We start from the raw sequence: 20,100 nt of genomic DNA, 5'->3' as shown, positions 1-20,100 counted from the left end.
CGTTAGGGACGCGCGTGCGGGTGGCGTCGCCGATGGTGAGAACGGACCAGTAGTGGTGACCGGCGCCCACGCGCGCGCCGGGAGCCCGTGCCTAGCGTGGGCCCATGCCGATGCAACCCTGGTTCTCCGATGCCAAGCTGGGCATCTTCATCCACTACGGCGTCTACGCCGTGGACGGCTGGGCCGAGTCGTGGTCCTTCTACACGGGTGAGGTCACGCACGAGGAGTACATGAAACAGCTCGACCGTTTCACCGCCTCGCGCTACGACCCGAAGGCCTGGGCAGAGTTGTTCGCCCGCGTCGGCGCCCAGTACGCCGTCCTCACCACGAAGCACCACGACGGCGTGGCCCTGTGGAACACCGACCACCACAACCTGGACGTGGTCCGGGACACGCCGGCCGGCCGGGACCTGGTCACCGGCTTCGTCGACGCCCTGCGCGAGCAGAACCTGAAGGTCGGCCTCTACTACTCGCACTCCGACTGGAACCACCCCGACTACGCGAGCGAACGCCACCCCGGTCCGTACATCGTCGAGCCCAACGACTACTCCCACGCCCGCCCCGGCGAGGAGGACCCGGAGGCCTGGGCACGCTATCTCGCCTACCGCGACGGCCAGGTGGGTGAGCTGGTGGAGCGCTTCCGCCCCGACGTCCTCTGGTTCGACGGCGAGTGGGAGCGCACCGAGGAACAGTGGCGGATGCGGGAGCTGTCCGAGCTGATCCTCACCGGCAACCCCGACACCATCCTCAACGCCCGCATGCTCGGTTACGGCGACTACGCCACCCCCGAGCAGGGCGTTCCGCTGATCGCCCCGGACGGCCCGTGGGAGCTGTGCCTGACGATCAACGACTCCTGGAGCTACCGGGCCAAGGACCGCGACTTCAAGTCGGTGCGCCAGCTGGTGCGTTACTTCACGGAGACGATCGGCATGGGCGGCAACCTGCTGCTCGGGGTCGGCCCCATGGAGGACGGCACGATTCCCGAGGAGCAGGTCGAGCGTCTGGAGGGGCTCGGCGCCTGGGTGACGAAGCACGCCGACGCGGTGTACGGCACGGTCGCGGGGCTGCCGTCCGGGCACCACTACGGTCCGAGCACGCTCTCGGCCGACCGACGCACCCTGTACCTGGTCTGCTTCGACGCGCCCCGCGAGGCCGTGTCGATCCGGGGCCTGCGCAACGCGGTACGGCGTGTCACGGTCGTCGGCACGGGCACCGAGCTGGGCCACCATGTCACCGGGGGCCTGGACAAGGTGCCCGGCGTGACATGGATCGACGCGCCGGGGGCCGCCGACCTGGACGAGTACGCGACCGTCCTGGCCGTGGAACTCGATGGTGAGCTGGACCTCTACCGGGGCACGGGACGCGACTGACCGGCGGACGCGTCCCGGGCCGCCGCTGGACCGTGACGCGGGACGGCCCGCCGGATTGTCCGGCGGGCCGATGCTCACCGCGCTGCCACTGCCACTGCCCGGGTCATTCGGAACCGGCGAAACCGGCGGTGTCGAACCAGGTGGGCGCCTCGGTGTCGGACATCGCCTGCTTGATCCGGAACAGCGCGAACTCGTTCAGTTCCGGCAGCGCGTCCACCGTGAACCAGGCGACTTCCAGGGACTCGTCGTCATTGACCCGCGCCTCGCCGCCGACGGCCCGGCAGCGGAAGGTGATGTCCATGTACTGGCAGACATCCCCGTTCTCGTACGTCACCGGGTCCAGGGCCTGGACCAGCACGACCCGCTCGGGTACGCACCGGACGGCGGTCTCCTCGTAGACCTCACGCACCGCGCAGGCCGCCGGCTGCTCACCCGGGTCCGGGATGCCGCCGATCACCGACCACTTGCGGGTGTCGGAGCGCCGGCCCAGCAGCACTCGTCCCTCGTCGTCGAAGACGAGGGCGGTGACACCGGGGAGCCAGAGCAACTGGTGGCCGGCCGAGGCACGGAGAGCACTGATGAAGTCAGGAGTAGCCATGCCCCGACCCTAACCGGGCGGCCCGGCCACTCCTGTTGATCACAGGGGCGTGCGACCGGCGTACGACTACACGCCACCGGCGCGCCGCCCGCGCACTGCCGCGCCGATCGCCCAGCCGAGACCGCCGGCGGCGACCAGGACGAGGAGCATCTCGGGCAGAATGCCGAGCTTGGTGGCGGGCGTCTCCGAGGAGCGCAGCGGCACCTTCTGGACCAGGAAGTCGGCCACGAACATGCCGGTCCGCTGGGTGATCCTCCCGTCCGGCATGATGATCGCGCTCACCCCGCTGGTCACCGGGACCGTGACGGTCCGGCTGTGCTCGACGGCGCGGATCCGGGACATCGCGAGCTGCTGGTAGGTCATCTCGCTGCGGTCGAAGGTGGCGTTGTTGCTCGGCACGGAGATGATCTGGGCGCCGTGGGTGACGGTGTCGCGCACCGCCCAGTCGAAGGCGGCCTCGTAGCAGGTGGCCAGGCCGACCCTGGCACCGTCCATGGTGAACACACCCGGCTTGCTGCCCCGGCTGAAGTCCTGATGGACCATGGTGGTCCAGTTCTTGTTGATGTGCGCCAGCATCGAGCGCAGCGGGAGGTACTCGCCGAAGGGCTGCACCTGCCGCTTGTCGTACGTGTCTGTCGGGCCCTTGGCCGGATCCCACAGGATCTGCTCGTTGTAGAGCTTGCCGTCCCGCTCGACGACACCGCCGACCGAGATGGGCGCGCCGATCGTCCTGGCGGCGTTCTCGATGACCGCGGCGGCGTCGGGATTGGCGAACGGGTCGACGTCGGAGGAGTTCTCCGGCCACAGCACGAAGTCGGGCCGCGCCACCTTGCCCGCCTTGACCTCGGCGGCCAGCCGCAGGGTCTCCCGTGCGTGGTAGTCGAGCACGGCACGCCGCTGGGCGTTGAAGTCGAGGCCCGCGCGGGGCACGTTGCCCTGGATGAGGGCGACTGTCGCGGTGCCGTTCTCGGCCTTGTCGCTCACCAGGGTCCGCGCGGTCAGGGCGCCCACCACGGGGACGGCCACACTCAGCGCGGCGACGACCGCGGCGGCGCGCGGTACGGACGCCACGGCACCGGTACGGCGCCGCTCGATCACCTGGCGTACGACCTCGCACAGTCCGAACCCGCACAGGACGACCCCGAAGCCGAGCACGGGGGTGCCGCCCAGCGCGGCGAGCGGCAGGAAGACGCCGTCCGCCTGGCCGAAGGCGATCTTGCCCCAGGGGAAGCCGCGGAACGGCACGCGTGCGCGTGCGGCCTCGCCCGCGATCCACACGGCCGCCGCCCACAGCGGCCACCCGGGCAGCTTGGACACGGCCGCGATGCCCGCGCCGACCAGCGCGACGAAGACGGCCTCGACGACGACCAGCGCCAGCCAGGGGCCCGAGCCGACCTCCACCCCGGTCCACACCAGCAGCGGAAGCAGGAAACCCAGGCCGAACAGATAGCCGAGGCCGAGCCCCGCCTTCCAGGACCGGCCGCGCAGCACCCAGGCGAAGAGCCCGAACGCGGGCAGCGCGAGCCACCAAAGGGTGCGGGGCGGGAAGCTGACGTACAGCAGCACGCCGGCGAGCGCGGCGGTGGCGGCCGGCCAGAGGCGCAGCAGCCGGGCGCGGCGCGAAGCGGGCGCGAGCTGCGGTTCGAGCTGGTCCGGCTCGGCTGTGGAAGGAGCGGTGGCGGTCACTCCGGGAGTGTACGGCGCCTGCCCGGGCCGCCGACAGCACGGTCCGGCGGTGGCGGTGGCCCCTCTCCGGCCCGCCTGCCGCATCGTTTCTGCGCAACTCGTCCACAAATGACGCACCAGCCGTTACGGTGTGCCCGAGCCCCTGACGTGCGCGCCCGCGACGGCCGTGCGGTCGGGGCCCGTCACAGGTCGGGGGGCGACGGGTTGGGGTCCACGGGGATGTCGTCGGCGGCGGACACGTCGGCGGACGGTGAGAGACGCAACGTCTCCGACGCGGCCGGCGTCGTCGTACTGGGCGCGTGTGCCACCTGGTCGCTGATCTCGGCGGCCTCCCACGACGGCCGCCCCGAGGGCATGCTCCTGGCTGTGCTGGCGGTCGCCGCCGGTTACTCGGCGGGACGGATCTGCGGCGCACTGCTGCCGGTCGCCGCCCCGTGTACGGCGGCGCTGGCCGGGTTCGGGCTCGCGGTGGCCGCGCCGCACACCCTGCCTGGGCCGCGGACCGCCGCTCCGCCCGGACACCTCGGTGCGGTGGCCGCGCTTCTGGTACTGACCACCGGCGCCGTCTGCTGCGCCGCCTGGGCGGCCCGCCCGCCCCTGCTGCGACTGGCGCTGCGCGTTCTGGCCGCCGGGATCACGGTGGCGTCGGCGGTGCTCGGCCCGGTCGCCGGATTCGTCCTCTGTGCCGCCGTCCTGCTCTGCTCGCTCGCCGCGGACCACATGCCGCGCCGGGGGGTGGGGCTCGCGGGGCTGGCACTGACGGCGGCCCTGGTGAACGGAACGGTCTGGGCCGCCGCCGAGGGCGTGCTTCCGGGCGGGCTGTCCGACTCACTGGAGGGACAACTGGGCGAGCATAGGCTCCAGCTGTGGCGAGAAGCCCTGACGCTGGCGCACCGTGATCCGGCGCTCGGTGTGGGGCCGGGCAGGTTCGCGGAATTCGGCGAGACGGCTCCCCTGTCGGTGCCGGCCGAGGCCCGACCGCACTCCGCGCCCCTTCAGCAGGCGGCCGAGCAGGGTGTGGTCGGTGCGGCCCTGCTGGCGGCGGTCTTCTGCTGGGTGCTGTACACCCTGTGGCGCACCCCTCGCCCGGCCTCCGTCGCGCTGACCGCGGGCGCGGCCCTGACAGCTCTGGCCGCCCTCGCCACGGTCGGCAATGTGCTGAGCTTCACCACGGTGACCGTGGGGGCGGGCCTCCTGGCGGGTCTGGCGACGGCCCGGCCACTCGTCCACGCGACCCCGGATCCGGCGTCGGCAGGCGCGCGGGAGCAGCGGGAACACCGGTGACCCGGGGCGGGAGCGAGCCGACGGTCAGTGCGCGGTTCCCGCCGCGCCCCGCAGCCGGTCCTTGATGACGCGTACGGCCGCCTCCGCGTTGTCCACCGTGATCGTGAACGTATGTCCGTCCCCGAGTCGCAGCACCACGCCCTCACCCCGGCGTACGACGACCGCGGTGCCCTGCTGGGGCCGCCAGCGGTAACCCCAGCCGCCCCACTGTCGCGGGGTGACCCTCGCCACGAACTCGGCACCGACGATCTGTGACAGCGGAATGCGGCGGCGCGGCAGGCCGATGTGACCGCAGCGCACTTCGAGTGCGTCCTTGTCGACCTTGACGGCGACGTGCACGAACGCGAGGGTGCCGAAGAGGACGAGCAGTCCGGCGGCGATGCAGCCCACGACGGACATGGCGAGCGGTGCGACACCGGACGTCCACGCCGAGTCGACGGCCAGCTCGATACCGAGTGCCATGACGGCGCAGCCGCCGAGCGCCAGCAGCCATTGGGCTCGGTTGGTCGCCCGGCCGGTCCAGATCTCGGTCGGCACGGTCTCTTCGCGGGGGAGGTCCCTCATGCCTTTGAGACTACTCAGATTCCGCTCCGCGGGCACCGGCTCGCGGAGGGTCACTACTCCGCCCTGCCGCCGCGCGGAAGCCGGTCAGCGGACGGGGGCAGCCGCCTGCAGGAGCCGGCCTTCCTCGTAGACCAGCGCGGCTGCGGGCAGCGGACCCGCGGTGCCGTTCAGCAGTGCGGTGAGGGTGCCGTCCGCCGCCGCCTCCGGGGCGGGATGCGTGCCGAGCCTGCGCAGCGTCTGGGCGGCCACCGCGCCGGCCGAGCCGTGCAGGACGAGCGGAGGGAGGCCGGGCTGCTGGACCGCCTCCCTGATGCGCTCGGCGACGAGTTCGTAATGGGTGCAGCCCAGGACGACGGTCGTTACCTCTTCGGGGGTGAGGGCCGCCGCGGCGGAGATGGCGGCATCGATCGCTGCCTCGTCCGCGTGTTCGACGGCTTCGGCCAGTCCCCAGCAGGGCACCTCGGTGACCGCCACGCCCTCGGCGAAGTCCCGGATGAGGCCCCGCTGGTAGGGGCTGCCGGTGGTGGCGGGGGTGGCCCAGATCGCGAAGGGCCCGCCTCCCGCGGCGGCGGGCTTGATCGCCGGAACGGTTCCGATGACCGGCAGCTCCGGTTCGAAGCGGGCACGCAGGGCGGTCAGGGCGTGCACCGTCGCGGTGTTGCAGCCGACGATCAGGGCGTCGGGCCGCTGGGCGGCGGCGGCCTCGGCGACGGCCAGGGCACGCCCGGTGAGGTCCTGCGTGGTGCGCGGGCCCCAGGGCATGCCCGCGGGGTCCAGGGAGAGCACGAGATCCGCGTCGGGCCGCAGCCGCCGTACCGCCGCGGCTGCCGGCAGAAGTCCGATTCCGGAGTCCATCAGCGCGATCTTCACCCGGTCACTATAAACGGCGTGCCCTTACGGGCCTTCGGGGTGGGGCAGACTGCGGCGGGTGAGCGCCGTTGTGTGGACTGCCGTCGGATCACTGGTCTCCTGGCTGTGGCTGCTGCTGTGCCAGGGCTTCTTCTGGCGTACGGACGTCAGGTTGCCGTCGTACGACCGGGAGCCGGAGTCCTGGCCGGTCGTCTGCGTCGTCGTCCCGGCTCGCGACGAGGCCGGGGTACTGCCCGTGAGTCTGCCGTCGCTGCTCGCCCAGGACTATCCGGGCCGGGCCGAGGTCTTCCTGGTCGACGACGGCAGTTCGGACGGCACCGGGGAGCTGGCCCGGGACCTGTCGCGCCGGCACGGCGGGCTGCCGCTGACCGTGGACTCGCCCGGTGAACCGCCCGCGGGCTGGACGGGCAAGCTGTGGGCGGTGCGCCACGGCATCGGCCTGGCACGCGCGCGTGAACCCGAGTTCCTGCTGCTCACGGACGCGGACATCGCCCACGCGCCGGACAGTCTGCGGGAACTGGTGGCGGCGGCGCGGGGCGGCGGCTTCGACGCCGTGTCGCTGATGGCCAGACTGCGGGTGGAGAGCGCCTGGGAGCGGCTCGTCGTACCGGCCTTCGTGTACTTCTTCGCGCAGCTCTATCCGTTCCGCCGGATCGGCCGGAAGGGGTCCCGGACGGCGGCCGCCGCGGGCGGGTGCGTGCTGCTGCGTACGGAGGCCGCCGAGCGGGCCCGGATCCCGGACGCCATCCGGCACGCCGTCATCGACGACGTGGCACTCGCACAGGCCGTCAAGGGCGGCGGGGGCCACATCTGGCTGGGGCTCGCCGAGCGGGTGGACAGCGTGCGGCCCTACCCGCGCCTGCACGACCTGTGGCGGATGGTCTCGCGCAGCGCGTACACGCAGTTGCGCCACAGCCCGCCGCTCCTGCTCGGCACGGTGCTCGGCCTCGCGCTGGTGTATCTGGTGCCGCCGTTCGCCCTGTTCGCCGGGCTCGCCACCGGGACGACACCCGCGGCGGTGTGCGGCGGCCTCGCATGGCTGGTGATGGCGGGGACGTACACCCCGATGCTGCGCTACTACCGGCTGCCGCTGTGGCTCGCTCCCCTGCTGCCTTTCACCGCCTTCCTGTACCTCCTCATGACGGTCGACTCGGCGGTGCGGCACTACCGGGGACGCGGCGCCGCCTGGAAGGGCCGGACGTACGCCCGGCCGGAGACCGCCGCCGAGGAGAGCTGAGCCGTGTGCGTCACTTACGGCCGGGGGTCCAGTTCATGCCCCAGCCGTAGACGTGGTCGACGGTCCGCTGCGGGCTCACGCCACGCTCGGGCACGAGATAGCGGGCCTCGCGCTGGACGATCAGGTCGCCGCCGTTGTTGGTGATCAGGGCGAGCGCGCACACCGTGGAGGGCACCGTGCACTCGTCGAGCGAGAAGTCGACCGCCGCTCCGCTCGCCGGGGTCAGGGTGACCGTGGCGTGCAGGTCGGCGAAGGAACGCGCGCCCGCGTAGATGGTCACGAAGATGAGGATGCGCCGGAAGTCCTGCTTGTGGTCCAGGTTGACGGTGAGGTTCTCGCCGCTGGACATGGCGCCGGTGCGGTCGTCGCCGTCGAGGTGGATGTACGGCGGCTGGTGCAGCGCCCCGAAGGCGTTGCCGAGGGCCTGTACGACGCCCTTTCTGCCGTCGGAGAGCTCGAAGAGGGCACACAGGTCGAGGTCGAGGTCGGAGTGCTGGGCGACCGCGCGGCCGAGTTTGCTGCCCCACCCGGAGAACTGCTTGTGGACCTGCCAGTTGAGGTTGACGCGCAGGGCGCCCGAGGTGCCGCCCTGCTTGGTGAGCGAGACGGACGGGGCCTCCTTGGTCAGTGTCACCTTGGTCAGGCGTACCGGCGCGGCGGGAGGCGGAGGCATGGACACGGGCGGCGCGGGCGGCGGCGGAGGCACGGTGACCGGAGGTGCGACGGGCGCAGCCATGGAGGCGGGGGCCGTTGGGGCGGGCGCCGTCGCGGGTGAGGGCTCGTCCACGGTGATGCCGAAGTCCGTGGCCAGGCCTGCCAGTCCACTGCTGTAGCCCTGTCCGACCGCGCGGAACTTCCAGGCGCCCTGCCTGCGGTAGAACTCACCGAGCACGAACGCGGTTTCGACACTGGCGCCCGCGTTGTCGAAGCGGGCCACCACGGTGCCCTGCGCCGCGTCACGGACCTCGATGTACAGATCGGGCACCTGCCCGAACGTTCCTCCGTCTGCGGAGGCGGCAAGGACCACGGTCTCGACGGCCGGCTCCACGCGCGCCAGGTCGACGAGAAGGGTGTCCGTCACCCGGCCGCCGTCGTCCCGCTTGCCCTCGTGCCGGACCGCGCCGGAGGAGTGCACGGGCTGGTTGTAGAAGACGAAGTCGCCGTCGGAACGGACCTTTCCGGCCATCAGCAGCAGCGCGGAGGCGTCCGCGTCGGGCACACCCGCACCTGACCGCCAGCCCAGTTCGACGCGGAGTGCCACCGATGGCACCGGTGCGTTGGATCCCTTGGACATCGACATGTCTGCCCCCATCTCTGCCAGCCTCGCGGACAACCTATTCTCCCGGGCCTGTGAACTCCCGTTGAACTCCTGTGCCGAACGAGGGAAGAACGCGGGGCGACCCGTCGGTAACCCGCCCGGAACCTGGCCTTTACCCGATCACACCACGATCTGGCGCCCCTTTTGCCGAGTTCGCTCGCATTGGGGGTCCCACATCACCGCCGACACGGAAAACAACCCTCTTATCGGTCTCCCCAACCACCTCATCGTGGGTTTAACTTATGTGCCATGACCTCCCCCCGCTCCACCTACGGCGGCGGCTACTACTCCGCCTTCCCGGACACCCCGATCTACGACTCGCTCGTCGCCGAGCGGGGGGCCCCGCAGATCGCTCCGATCCGGGTCCCAGCCGCCTACGACACGGGCAGCAACAACCTGCCCGCGCTACCGTCCTCGCTTCCCGCGCTGCCGGCCGGCCCGTCCCAGCAGGCCAACGCCTACGGCTACCCGCAGGCGCAGCAACCCGCACCGCTGCAGCAGGCGCCGGCGGCGTACATCCCGCAGCAGGCACCACCGCGCGGTTACCCCGCCGGGCAGCCGATGCAGCAGCAGCGTCCCGCGGCGGCCACCGGGTACGAGGCGATGCGCCCCGCGGCCCCTCGGCCCGCCGCGACTCCGTACCAGGACCCGTACAACAACCAGCAGTACCGCGGGTACTGAATCTCGCCCCCGGAGCGTCCGTGCCTGCTGGCACGATGGCGGCATGGGGAATGCGGAGCTGCACTCGATTCACATCCATCCGGTCAAGGCGTTCCGGGGCCAGTCACCCCGGCAGGCCGTGGTGGAGCCCTGGGGGCTGGCCGGAGACCGGCGCTGGGTTCTGATCGACGCCGGGGGAAAGGTCGTCACACAACGCGAGCAGCCGCGTCTGGCGCAGGCCTCGGCCGAGCTGCTGCCCGACGGCGGCATTCGTCTGTCGGCACCCGGTCGCACACCCCTGACCGTGCCTGTCCCGGAGGTGGCGGGCACGACGACGGTGAACATCTTCGGTACCAAGGTGCAGGCGGTGCTCGCGGGCGACGACGCGCATGCCTGGTGCGGCGGGTATCTGGGCGAGGACGTACGTCTTCTGCACATGGACGACCCGGCCACCCGCCGCGCGGTCGACCCGGAGTTCGCGTTGCCCGGTGAGACCGTCAGCTTCGCCGACGGCTATCCGCTGCTCGTGACCACGCTCGCATCGCTCGACGCCCTCAACGCCCTGATCGCGCAAGGGGATCGCGCCCACGAGGGCCCCCTGCCCATGAACCGCTTCCGGCCCAATGTGGTCGTGTCGGGGACGGCCGCCTGGGCCGAGGACCACTGGTCCCGGATCGCCGTGGGCGAGGTCTCCTTCCGGGTCGCCAAGAAGTGCGGACGGTGCGTGGTGACCACCACCGACCAGGACACCTCCGAACGCGGGCGGGAACCCCTGCGCACGCTCGGGCGCCACCGCCGCTTCGGCAACCAGCTGATCTTCGGACAGAACCTGATCCCCGAGAATCCCGGCACCATCCGCGTCGGCGATCCGTTCACGGTCATCGAATAGGCGGGCGTGCTCTCGCGATTGATCCCGGAGGCGGGAACACCGGCACGGGGCTGAGCCGTTGGCCTTTGTGAGAAGTTCATGAGACCGCCGGGACGAGAGCCGGTGAGCAGTGATTTCGCTCTCTCTTTGACTCGCGTCCTGCGTGAACCGCTCGGACCGGGTTATCACGGAGCGGGAAGGGGGTGCGGCTGTGCGGGCTATCGGCGGGCTCTGGCGCTGGCGGCACAATCCGCTGCGCCGCGCGACCGACCTGGCGGAGGCCTGGGTGGCGCTCGCGGCCCTGCTGCTGATCCTGCTGGCGGCGCCCCTCATCGGCGTCCTCGTCGGCGGCGCCGCCCAGGGCGCGCTGCAACAGGCCGTACGGGACCAGCGCGAGGCGCGCCATCTCGTGACGGCCACCGTGGTCAAGAGGCTGGCCCGCTCCCCGCTGGAGCCCGACCCCGAGTCGGTCGCCCCCCGGGAGGCGAGAAGCCGCGTGGAGGCCGACTGGAGGGGACCCGACGGCACGGAACAGCACGGCAAGGTCATGGCGAGCCTCAAGTCCCCGCATCCCGGGGACCACTTCACGCTGTGGACGGACGAACAGGGGCGAATAGCCGCCCAGCCGCTGGACACCGCCACCGCGACGACCCACGCGGTCCTCGCCGGATTCGGCGCGGCCGTCCTGTCGGCCGGATTCGTCGAGGGCGTCCGGCGGTTGATCCTCTGGCGCATGGTCCGCCGCCGGTACGCCCGTTGGGACCAGGCCTGGGACCGGGCCGGACCCGACTGGGGCCGGACCGGGACCGGTAGTTGACCGCCTTTCGGCTCTGGTCAACCCACCGTGCCCGCGCACGCTACGGTGGACCGGCCGACATCGTTCGGCACCTTCCGCGACATACCGCGTTCCACGAGGTGGGGGCACAGCAGCGCCATGGCACAGGGCACGGTCCAGGTGACGCACACCGGCACTTCGAGGTGGCGGCGCCGCACGGGTGAGTACGCGTCGCTCGCCGCCGCTCTGGAGGCCGCGGCGGACGGCGACGTCCTCACCGTCGCGCCCGGCACCTACCGGGAGAACCTCGTCGTCGAGCGGGCGGTGACGCTGCGCGGGCCGGAGGGTTCCCCCGGCTCGGTGCGCATCGCGCCCGTCGACGGCGTACCGCTCACCGTGCGTGCCTCGGCGGTGGTCCAGGACCTGCATGTGGAGGGCCAGGACCCGACCTCGGCAGCCGTGCTCGTCGAGGAGGGCACACCTGAGCTGATGGACCTGCGGATCGTCACCCGGTCCGCCGCGGGCATCGAGGTGCGCGGTGGCGCGCGCCCGACCGTACGGCGCTGCACGGTCGACAACCCGGCGGGCGCCGGCATCGCCGTACTGGACGACGCGGGCGGGGTGTTCGAGGAGTGCGAGGTCGTCGCGGCCGGCCAGGCGGGCGTGACCGTGCGCGACGGCGGCCATCCGCGTCTGGAGCGGTGCCGTGTGCACCACGCCTCGGGGGTCGGTCTGTCGGTCTCGGGCGAGAACTCGGCGCTGGAAGCGGTCGGTTGTGAGATCTACGAGGTCAAGGGCAGCGGCGTCCACATCACCGGCCGGGCCACCGCCCACCTGACCGACTGCGGTGTGCACCGTACGTCCGCGGACGGCGTGACGCTCGACTCCGACGCCGTGCTGACGCTCGCCGACTGCCGTATCCACGACATCCCGGAGAACGCGGTCGACCTGCGGTCCCGCTCGGTTCTCACCCTGACCCGCACGACGGTGCGCCAGTTCGGGCGCAACGGGCTGTCGGTGTGGGATCCGGGCACCCGCGTGGACGCCAACCAGTGCGAGATCTTCGACAGTACCGGCGACTACCCGGCGGTGTGGATCAGCGACGGCGCCACGGCCGTTCTCGAGTCCTGCCGGGTGCACGACGTGCCGGACGCACTGTTCGTGCTCGACCGGGGCTCGCGCGCGGACGTCGTCGACAGCGATCTCTCGCAGGTGCGCAACACGGCCGTGTCGGTCAGTGACGGCGCGACCGCTCAGCTCGACGACTGCCGGATCCGGGACGCGGCGACGGGCGCCTGGTTCCGCGACCACGGCAGTGGCGGCACCCTCAACGGCTGCACCGTGGTCGGCACCCAGACGGGCGTGATCGTCACCAAGGGCGCCGACCCCACCATCGAGCGGTGCACGGTCGACTCCCCCGCCGAGGCGGGCTTCTATGTGTCGGCGGGCGGCCGGGGCAGCTTCCTGCACTGCCGGGTGACGGGCAGCGAGGGCTACGGCTTCCATGTCATAGACGGTTGCCGTACGACGCTGACGAAGTGCCGTACGGAACGCTGCGCGCGCGGTGGTTACGAGTTCGCCGACGGCGGCTCCGGCGCGGCCAGCGGCGGCGGGCCGGTCGTCGAGGACTGCACCAGCGACGAGAGCGCGGCCCTGCGCGCACCTCTGGTGCCGGAGACGGCCGTGCTGACCGCGGTCCAGTCGCCGGGGGTGCTGGGCGAGATCCCGGGCCGGCGCATCGCGGAGCCGGAGCCGGCGGTCGGCGACCCGGGGCCGGCGGAGGCCACGCGGTCCCCGAAGGACGTCCTCGGTGAACTCGACGCGCTGGTGGGCCTGGAGAGCGTCAAGCGCGAGGTGCGGGCCCTCACCGACATGATCGAGGTCGGCCGGCGTCGGCAGCAGGCGGGCCTCAAGGCGGCCTCCGCCCGGCGCCATCTGGTCTTCACGGGCTCCCCCGGTACCGGCAAGACGACGGTAGCCCGCCTCTACGGCGAGATCCTGGCCGCGCTCGGCGTCCTGGAGAAGGGCCATCTCGTCGAGGTGTCCCGGGTGGACCTGGTCGGCGAGCACATCGGTTCCACGGCGATCCGCACCCAGGAGGCCTTCGACCGGGCGCGGGGCGGTGTGCTGTTCATCGACGAGGCCTACGCGCTGTCCCCGGAGGACTCCGGCCGTGACTTCGGCAAGGAGGCCATCGACACGCTGGTGAAGCTGATGGAGGACCACCGGGAGGCCGTGGTGGTGATCGTCGCGGGCTACACGGCCGAGATGGAGCGCTTCCTGTCGATCAACCCCGGGGTCGCCTCCCGTTTCTCGCGGACCATCACGTTCGGTGACTACGGCCCCGAGGAACTGCTGCGGATCGTGGAGCAGCAGTCGGAGGAGCACGAGTACCGGCTCGGCCCGGGCGCCTCCGAGTCCCTGCTGAAGTACTTCGAGGAGATCCCCAAGGGTGCGACGTTCGGCAACGGCCGCACGGCGCGGCAGACGTTCGAGGCGATGGTCGAGCGGCACGCGGGCCGCGTCGCCCAGCACTCCGAGCCGAGCACGGACGACCTGACCCTGCTCTATCCCGAGGACCTGCCCGACCTGCCTTAGCTGCCTGCGCTGCCCTGAACTTCGGCCTCGGGCCGCGGCCCGGGCAGCGCCTCGGGTGGCGTCAGCCGCGCCAGCAGTTCCTCGCGCTCGTCGGCGAAGGCCGGGTCGGCCTGGTAGTCGGAGTGGCCGAGGATCGGTGAGGGCAGCGGATGCTCCTTGTCGCGGCCGAAGGCGAGCGGGTCCCTGAGCGGTGCGCGGTCCACCTCGGGGCCGCAGTCCCCGGGCAGGTGTACGGGGCCCCCGATCGGGTCGGTCAGCCGGTACAGGTTGCGCCAGCAGGCCACGTCGTGGTGCAGCGAGGTGAGCGCGGCGGGGCCGAAATGGGCCGGGAACCAGCGCCCGTACAGGCGCTCCAGCGGTGAACCGTACGTCAGCAGCGCCACGCGCCGCCGTACGGACGGCTTCAGCTGCCAGGCGGCGGCCGCCGCGAGGACGCTGCCCTGGGAGTGCCCGGAGAGGACCAGACGTCCACCGGTGGCCTCGGTCCAGGTGGCCATCCGCCAGGTGAGGTCGGGCACGGCGCGCTCGGCGTAGCAGGGCGGTGCGAAGGGGTGGGAGGCGCGCGGCCAGAAGGTGCCGACGTCCCAGAGGATGCCGATGGTGCGCCGCGCCGCCGGGTCCTTGTAGGCGCGCCGCCCCCAGGTGACGAACAGCAGGAAGCCGACTCCGATCAGCCAGGATCCGAGGGCCTGGGCGGTCTCGGCGGCGCCCTGGACGACCCCGTACGCGCCGTGGGAGGCGTCTCCCGGCGTGTCGTCCGTGATCCGGGCTCCGGTCAGCGCGGTGGCGCCCAGGAGCAGCGTGACCCCGGAGGTGATCCCGACGATGCGGGGCCCCCGGTCGGTGAGGGCGGCCATCGCTCGCATGCTCGCGATCCGGCGGGTGTGCGCGGCGTCCCTGGGCTCCCCGGAGCCGTCGTCGTAGTCCTGCTCGACGGCGTCCAGCTCGGCGCGGCGCAGTTGCAGGGTGCGCCGGGCCAGCCAGCCGATCAGACCCAGGACCACCAGGAGTACGGCGGGGATCACCGACGCCTGCCAGGTCAGCAGCACGGGCGGCCCTTCGATGGTGGCGCCGGTGCCGTCCAGCCAGTCGGCGACGCGCTGGGACACACCGCCGGACATCACGCCGCCCAGCGCGCACGCGAGGGTCGCGACGGCCGGTCCGCCGAGACCGCGCAGGGCGGCTCGCGGGTCGGGGTGGGCGCGGTACAAGAGGCGGGCGACGACGGCCAGGGCGACGACGATGATCCCCTGGAGCAGTGCGAGGGTGCCGAAGGTCGCGTCGCCCGGGAGCCGTCCCGCCGACCGCCACCCGGGACGCGACCAGCCCGCGTACACGGCCGTCAGGAGCAGCAGGGCGAGCGCGCCGCCCGGCAGGAGGCGGACGAGCCGGGCGTCGAGTTCCTGGTCGAGGCGTCTCTCGCTGCGTCCCCGGCGGCACACCACCCACACCACGGCGACGGCCCCGACGGCCAGCGACACGTACAGCAGCCCGGCCAGGGTCGCCAGGATCGCCGGACCGCCGGGTTCGCGGTCGTGGCGGGCGGCGGCCGAACCGAGGGCGGCGGCGACCGTGAGCAGGCCCGCCGCGGTGTGCGCGGCGCGCAGTCGGGCCACCAGCCGCCGTCCGTACCAGAACCCGGGCCGCCCCAGCGCCGTACGGATGTTCTCGTCGGCGGGCTCCGGGTCGTGGGTCATCGGCCGCTGGGACTCGTACGCCCTCCATGTCCGACGGGACAGGAACCACAGCAGGCCGGTGAGCGCGGCGGGCACCACCGCGGCCAGGGCCAGGCGGCGGCCCGGCATGCTCCACCAGCCGCCGCCCGACTCGGTCGGGGAGAGGAAACCGAGCCAGGAGTGCGCCTCGGCGCACGAGCGCGTGCCCGCGCACTGCCAGGCGGTGAGGTCCAGGGCGACCTCGCAGGCGGCGGCGACCAGCAGGACGGTGAGGGTCAGGCCGGCGAGGCGCACCAGGAGGCCGTAGAAACGGACCTTGCGTGGCCGGTCGCGGGCGGTGGGGCGCATCCAGTGGGCGAGGTTGATCACCATGAACGGCAGCAGCAACAGCCACAGGGCACGGGTGCCGTTGCCAGAGGTGAGGTTGCACCAGACGTACGCCTCGCGCACCGGTGCGCCGTGCGGGTCGGCGGGCCGGTCCTCCGCCCCGACGTCGTCCACGCGCCGGAAGACGGCCGCCGTGTCGTCGCCGGTGATGCGGACGGTCCGCGGATCGTTGAGCATCTTCTCGGGCGTGGCACCGCCCACGCCGTGGACCAGTAATTCCAGGGCGATGCCGGTGGTCGTCCGCGCCCCGGCCGTTTTCGTTCTTTCGGGCGGCTCGGCCGCGCTGTCCGCTCCGGGCGCCGCGGCCCGTTCCTGTGCCTGCTCCACTGTTCGCACTTCCCCCGTTGCTCGTGCTTCCCCCGTGTCCCGCCGGCGGCCCTCGTCCTGTGAACGACGATGCCGGGCGGGACTGGAGGATCTCCGCCAGGTGGGCTCCGTACACCTCTCGTCACGGAATCTCCCCGATCCGTGTGACGAGCGAGGAGCCGGTGTTGCCAGAGTGACATGTCCGCGTCGTGACGGGCAGTGGCGCGGCGAGTACCGGCCCATGCGAGTATGGGACGTCCGCCGGGCCGCTAGCAGGAGGAATGTCCTTGTCGGAGCGGGTTCGCAGCAGGTGCGCAGCGGGTGTGCGGGACGTGTCGGAGTTGGTGGGGGCGAGTGGACCGGCAGGCCCGGAGGAACCCCGGAAGGACGTGGAGCGGCCGTGAATGACAACCAGAATCTCCTCGCGGAGCAGCGCCGCGCCCTGATCCTCGACGAGGTACGGCGTCGTGGGGGCGTTCGCGTCAACGAACTGACCCGCAAACTCGGCGTGTCGGACATGACGGTCCGCCGTGACCTCGACGCGCTGGCCCGCCAGGGCGTCCTGGAGAAGGTGCACGGCGGCGCGGTGCCGGTCGTCGAGGCGAGTACCCACGAACCGGGGTTCGAGGCCAAGTCGGGCCTGGAGCTGACGGCCAAGGAGGACATCGCCCGGGCCGCGGCGGAACTGGTCGCGCCGGGCTCGGCGATCGCCCTGTCGGGCGGTACGACGACGTACGCGCTGGCGCATCATCTGCTGGACGTGCCGGATCTGACCGTGGTGACCAACTCGGTGCGGGTGGCCGACGTCTTCCACACCGCGCAGCGCGTGTCGGGGCAGCGGCAGGGGGCGGCGACGGTCGTACTGACCGGCGGGGTACGGACTCCGTCCGATTCACTGGTGGGGCCGGTGGCCGACCAGGCGATCGCGTCACTCCACTTCGACATGCTGTTCCTGGGTGTGCACGGGATATCGGTCGAGGCCGGACTGTCCACACCGAACCTCGCGGAGGCGGAGACGAACCGGCGGCTGGTGCAGTCGGCTCGGCGCGTCGTCGTGGTCGCCGACCACACCAAGTGGGGGACGGTGGGGCTCAGTTCGTTCGCGGCGTTGGAGCAGGTGGACACGTTGGTGACGGACGCCGGGCTGGTGCCTGAGGCTCGGGGCGAGGTTTCGGAGCATTTGCGGCGGCTGGTTGTCGCCGGTGAGGGCGCCTGAGGGGGTGCCGCGGTAGGTGCGTTCGCGGGTGCGGCGCCGCTGTGGCTTGTCGCGCAGTTCCCCGCGCCCTTTGGGTCAGTTGAGCCACAGGCCTGTTTTCAGGAATCCCTCGATTTTTGCGCCGTAGGGCTCGATGTTCAGGGACTGCTCCTCCAGCCAGGCATCCGAGTAGTACTTGTCCAGGTAACGGTCTCCGTGGTCGCACAGGAGGGTTACGACGCTGCCCTGCTCGTCCTGCGCGACCATCTCCGCCACGATCTTGAGGGCGCTCCACAGCCCCGTGCCGGTGGAGGCTCCCGCCTTGCGGCCGATCGTCTGTTCCAGGGCTCTTACGGCGGCGATGCTGGCCGCGTCCGGGACCTTCATCATGCGGTCCACCGCGCCGGGGACGAAGCTGGGCTCCATACGGGGGCGGCCGATGCCCTCGATGCGGGAACCGCAGTCGCACGTGACGTCCGGATCGCCGGTGGTCCAGCCCTCGAAGAAGCAGGAGTTCTCCGGGTCGGCGACACAGATACGGGTGTCGCGCTGCGTGTAGTGGACGTAGCGGGCGAGCGTCGCCGAGGTGCCGCCGGTGCCGGCCGTGGCGACGATCCACGCGGGTTCCGGGAAACGTTCCAGTTCCAGTTGGCGGAAGATGGATTCGGCGATGTTGTTGTTTCCGCGCCAGTCCGTGGCCCGTTCCGCGTAGGTGAACTGGTCCATGTAGTGGCCGCCCGTCTCCGCCGCGAGGGCTGCCGAGGCCTCGTACATCTTGCGGGAGTCGTCCACGAAGTGGCACTGGCCGCCGTGGAACTCGATGAGGCGGCACTTCTCGGCGCTGGTCGTGCGGGGCATCACCGCGATGAAGGGCACACCGATCAGCTTCGCGAAGTACGCCTCGGAGACGGCGGTGGAGCCGCTGGACGCCTCGATCACCGGGCGGCCGGGGCGGATCCAGCCATTGCACAGCCCGTAGAGGAAGAGGGAACGGGCAAGGCGGTGCTTGAGGCTTCCGGTGGGGTGGGTGGACTCGTCCTTCAGGTACAGGTCGATACCCCACTTCTCGGGCAGCGGGAAGCGCAGCAGGTGGGTGTCGGCGGAGCGGTTGGCGTCGGCCTGGACCTTGCGGACGGCTTCTTTGAGCCAGTCCCGGTAGTCGGCGTCGCTGCGGTCCACGTCGAGCGTGTCCAGGGTTCCGGCGGTCCCGGTGGGGTCGGGGATGCTCACGTCAGGCTCCTTGTGATGCGCGCGCCGACAGCTCGTCGGGCAGCCGGACACCTCGATCATAGACACCTTGAACACGCTCCTCACCTGCATAAACACCCCTTTGGGCAACCCAAAGGCAGACCTGGGGCGAGGGTGGGAAAGGGCGGGACGGAAGGCGGCGACGCCCGGGGCGCATCCCGGTGAGTGCTCCCGCCGGTCGGCGCGGAGCCGTCGTACGCACTGGTGCTCCTCGCCGGGGGCGGGCAGACTGCACGGCACGGGGGCGCACACTGGATCACGTTCCACACGGGACGACCACGCATCTCGGCACAGGCCGACTAGGGGGCGGAGCATCATGGCGGAGCCGGAGTTCACGGCCACGGGCGTGCGGATCGGGAAGAGGTTGCGCTCCCTCACCCGGGCCGGACAGGTCCGGATCAGCGGGGGCAGGCTGGAGTTGCTCACCAGTTACGGCAGCGAGATCGACAGCGCTCCCGTGCAGGCGGTGCGCGCGTCGAAGCCCTGGTTCGCGGCCGACGACCGGGCGCTGGCCGACCTCAACGGCAAGCGGTACCTGCTGACGCTGGGGGAACACGACCCCGCACCGGGGCGGCCCGGACCGCCTGCGGCGCGCCGCTTCATCGAGGCCGTCCGCAAGGCGGCCGGGCGCGGACACTAGGACGTCAGGGGCCGTGGGGCCCCGCCTCGCGCGGGCACCGAGTATGCCCGGAGCCATGCCGCGAGTTGCGGGTTTCCGCACCCTGAGTCACGCTTGTCACACATCACTCTGGGTTTACCGGCGATAACGCTGCGAACCAGCCCTCCCGCCATGGACAGCAGGCGGCCATCACACACAGCCACTCTGCTCGATCCGCTCTCGTGTCTTCTTCCGGACCTCAATTCGGGGAGTCGCAAGCCGTGATCAGTCACCCAAGCAGGCACTGCACGGTAGAGCTCCAAGCCCTGCCGTCGCGGATCGGTCAGGTCCGCAGAATCGTCTCTGCACATTTGCGCTACTGGCATCTGGACCCCTTGATAGACCGGGCCTCACTCGGTGTCACCGAACTGCTGACCAACGTCCACCGGCACGCCCAGCCCGACAAGCTGTGCACCGTGGAGATCGAGGTCCTGCTCGACCGGCTCACCGTCTCGGTCCACGATCACGACCCGCGCATTCCCGAGCTGCGGGACGCGGATCCCACCGCCACCTGCGGACGCGGCCTCGCGATGGTCGCCGCGGTCAGCGAAAGCTGGGGCGTGCGGCCGGACGGCGAGTCCGGAAAGGTCGTGTGGTTCACCCTGCCGGCGGTCGCACCGGTGGTGGTGGCTCCGGAGACCCGGCCCGCGACCGCGGCGCCCGCGCATCTGTCGTTCGAGGAGCAGCCGTGCGACGGGCCCGGGTTCGACGAGCCGCCGTACGACAAAGCACACAAGCCGGGGGCACTTCGGCGCAGGCCGGAACACGCTCCCGCCCGGTCGGCCGTTGTCGGCTGACCGGG

The 20,100-nt window shown here is 71.8% G+C and carries 17 protein-coding genes; 10 read left to right on the top strand and 7 right to left on the bottom strand.

Annotation, left to right across the window (positions count from 1 at the left end; genetic code table 11):
* Positions 1-104 precede the first annotated feature (104 nt).
* Complete coding sequence (locus tag PV734_RS01475; RefSeq protein ID WP_319288548.1) at positions 105-1,370, top strand: alpha-L-fucosidase; 1,266 nt, start codon at positions 105-107, stop codon at positions 1,368-1,370.
* A gap of 103 nt (positions 1,371-1,473) precedes the next feature.
* Here PV734_RS01475 and PV734_RS01470 read toward each other — a convergent pair whose 3' ends face one another.
* Together PV734_RS01470 and lnt are read right to left on the bottom strand one after the other, a co-directional pair.
* Positions 1,474-1,968 carry an NUDIX domain-containing protein gene (locus PV734_RS01470; protein ID WP_319288547.1) on the bottom strand — a complete coding sequence of 165 codons (495 nt, stop codon included), beginning with the start codon at positions 1,966-1,968 and terminating at the stop codon, positions 1,474-1,476.
* Between the two features lie 66 nt (positions 1,969-2,034).
* Positions 2,035-3,654: an apolipoprotein N-acyltransferase gene (gene lnt / locus PV734_RS01465; RefSeq protein WP_319288546.1), complete on the bottom strand. Its 1,620-nt coding sequence runs from the start codon at positions 3,652-3,654 to the stop codon at positions 2,035-2,037.
* Positions 3,655-3,873: 219 nt separating this feature from the next.
* Here lnt and PV734_RS01460 point away from each other — a divergent pair, with 219 nt between their 5' ends.
* Positions 3,874-4,938: an O-antigen ligase family protein gene (locus PV734_RS01460; protein ID WP_319288545.1), complete on the top strand. Its 1,065-nt coding sequence runs from the start codon at positions 3,874-3,876 to the stop codon at positions 4,936-4,938.
* A 24-nt stretch (positions 4,939-4,962) separates the two neighbouring features.
* Here PV734_RS01460 and PV734_RS01455 read toward each other — a convergent pair whose 3' ends face one another.
* Complete coding sequence (locus PV734_RS01455; RefSeq protein ID WP_319091641.1) at positions 4,963-5,502, bottom strand: hypothetical protein; 540 nt, start codon at positions 5,500-5,502, stop codon at positions 4,963-4,965.
* Positions 5,503-5,586: 84 nt separating this feature from the next.
* Entirely contained in the window at positions 5,587-6,372 is a 786-nt protein-coding gene (locus tag PV734_RS01450; RefSeq protein ID WP_319091640.1) for a glutamate racemase, read from the bottom strand.
* 58 nt (positions 6,373-6,430) lie between these two features.
* On the opposite strand from PV734_RS01450, the gene PV734_RS01445 reads away from it, so the two are divergent.
* On the top strand, positions 6,431-7,609 hold the full coding sequence (locus PV734_RS01445) for a glycosyltransferase (protein ID WP_319288544.1): 1,179 nt from the start codon (positions 6,431-6,433) through the stop codon (positions 7,607-7,609).
* 10 nt (positions 7,610-7,619) lie between these two features.
* Here the strand turns inward: PV734_RS01445 and PV734_RS01440 are convergent, their stop codons facing one another.
* Entirely contained in the window at positions 7,620-8,903 is a 1,284-nt protein-coding gene (locus PV734_RS01440; protein ID WP_319288765.1) for a TerD family protein, read from the bottom strand.
* 273 nt (positions 8,904-9,176) lie between these two features.
* Here PV734_RS01440 and PV734_RS01435 point away from each other — a divergent pair, with 273 nt between their 5' ends.
* The 4 genes from PV734_RS01435 (at position 9,177) to PV734_RS01420 (ending at position 13,828) form a co-directional block, all read left to right on the top strand.
* Positions 9,177-9,608 (top strand): DUF6643 family protein, encoded by a 432-nt coding sequence (locus PV734_RS01435; protein ID WP_319091638.1) that lies wholly within the window; start codon positions 9,177-9,179, stop codon positions 9,606-9,608.
* A gap of 43 nt (positions 9,609-9,651) precedes the next feature.
* Positions 9,652-10,476, top strand: a complete 825-nt coding sequence (locus PV734_RS01430) for an MOSC domain-containing protein (protein ID WP_319091637.1) — start codon at positions 9,652-9,654, stop codon at positions 10,474-10,476.
* 190 nt (positions 10,477-10,666) lie between these two features.
* Positions 10,667-11,272, top strand: coding sequence for a hypothetical protein (locus PV734_RS01425; protein WP_319091636.1), 606 nt, complete (start codon positions 10,667-10,669; stop codon positions 11,270-11,272).
* 117 nt (positions 11,273-11,389) lie between these two features.
* Positions 11,390-13,828 (top strand): right-handed parallel beta-helix repeat-containing protein, encoded by a 2,439-nt coding sequence (locus PV734_RS01420; RefSeq protein ID WP_319091635.1) that lies wholly within the window; start codon positions 11,390-11,392, stop codon positions 13,826-13,828.
* On the opposite strand, the gene PV734_RS01415 is transcribed toward PV734_RS01420, so the two are convergent.
* Positions 13,825-16,218, bottom strand: a complete 2,394-nt coding sequence (locus tag PV734_RS01415; protein WP_319288543.1) for a hypothetical protein — start codon at positions 16,216-16,218, stop codon at positions 13,825-13,827. The genes PV734_RS01420 and PV734_RS01415 overlap by 4 nt on opposite strands.
* Before the next feature lie 379 nt (positions 16,219-16,597).
* Here PV734_RS01415 and PV734_RS01410 point away from each other — a divergent pair, with 379 nt between their 5' ends.
* Positions 16,598-17,413, top strand: a complete 816-nt coding sequence (locus PV734_RS01410) for a DeoR/GlpR family DNA-binding transcription regulator (protein ID WP_319091633.1) — start codon at positions 16,598-16,600, stop codon at positions 17,411-17,413.
* Between the two features lie 75 nt (positions 17,414-17,488).
* On the opposite strand, the gene PV734_RS01405 is transcribed toward PV734_RS01410, so the two are convergent.
* A complete protein-coding gene (locus PV734_RS01405) occupies positions 17,489-18,622 on the bottom strand; it encodes a PLP-dependent cysteine synthase family protein (RefSeq protein ID WP_415924135.1) in 1,134 nt (377 codons plus the stop codon).
* A gap of 334 nt (positions 18,623-18,956) precedes the next feature.
* On the opposite strand from PV734_RS01405, the gene PV734_RS01400 reads away from it, so the two are divergent.
* Together PV734_RS01400 and PV734_RS01395 are read left to right on the top strand one after the other, a co-directional pair.
* Positions 18,957-19,280 (top strand): hypothetical protein, encoded by a 324-nt coding sequence (locus tag PV734_RS01400; protein WP_006381496.1) that lies wholly within the window; start codon positions 18,957-18,959, stop codon positions 19,278-19,280.
* Between the two features lie 239 nt (positions 19,281-19,519).
* Positions 19,520-20,095 (top strand): ATP-binding protein, encoded by a 576-nt coding sequence (locus PV734_RS01395; protein ID WP_319091632.1) that lies wholly within the window; start codon positions 19,520-19,522, stop codon positions 20,093-20,095.
* Positions 20,096-20,100: the final 5 nt, after the last annotated feature.

This window comes from Streptomyces sp. AK08-02 (assembly GCF_033795085.1).
Classification (GTDB): Bacteria; Actinomycetota; Actinomycetes; order Streptomycetales; family Streptomycetaceae; genus Streptomyces; species Streptomyces echiniscabiei.
Note: the sequence above shows the minus strand (reverse complement) of the source record. Positions and strands in the feature narration are given on the sequence as shown.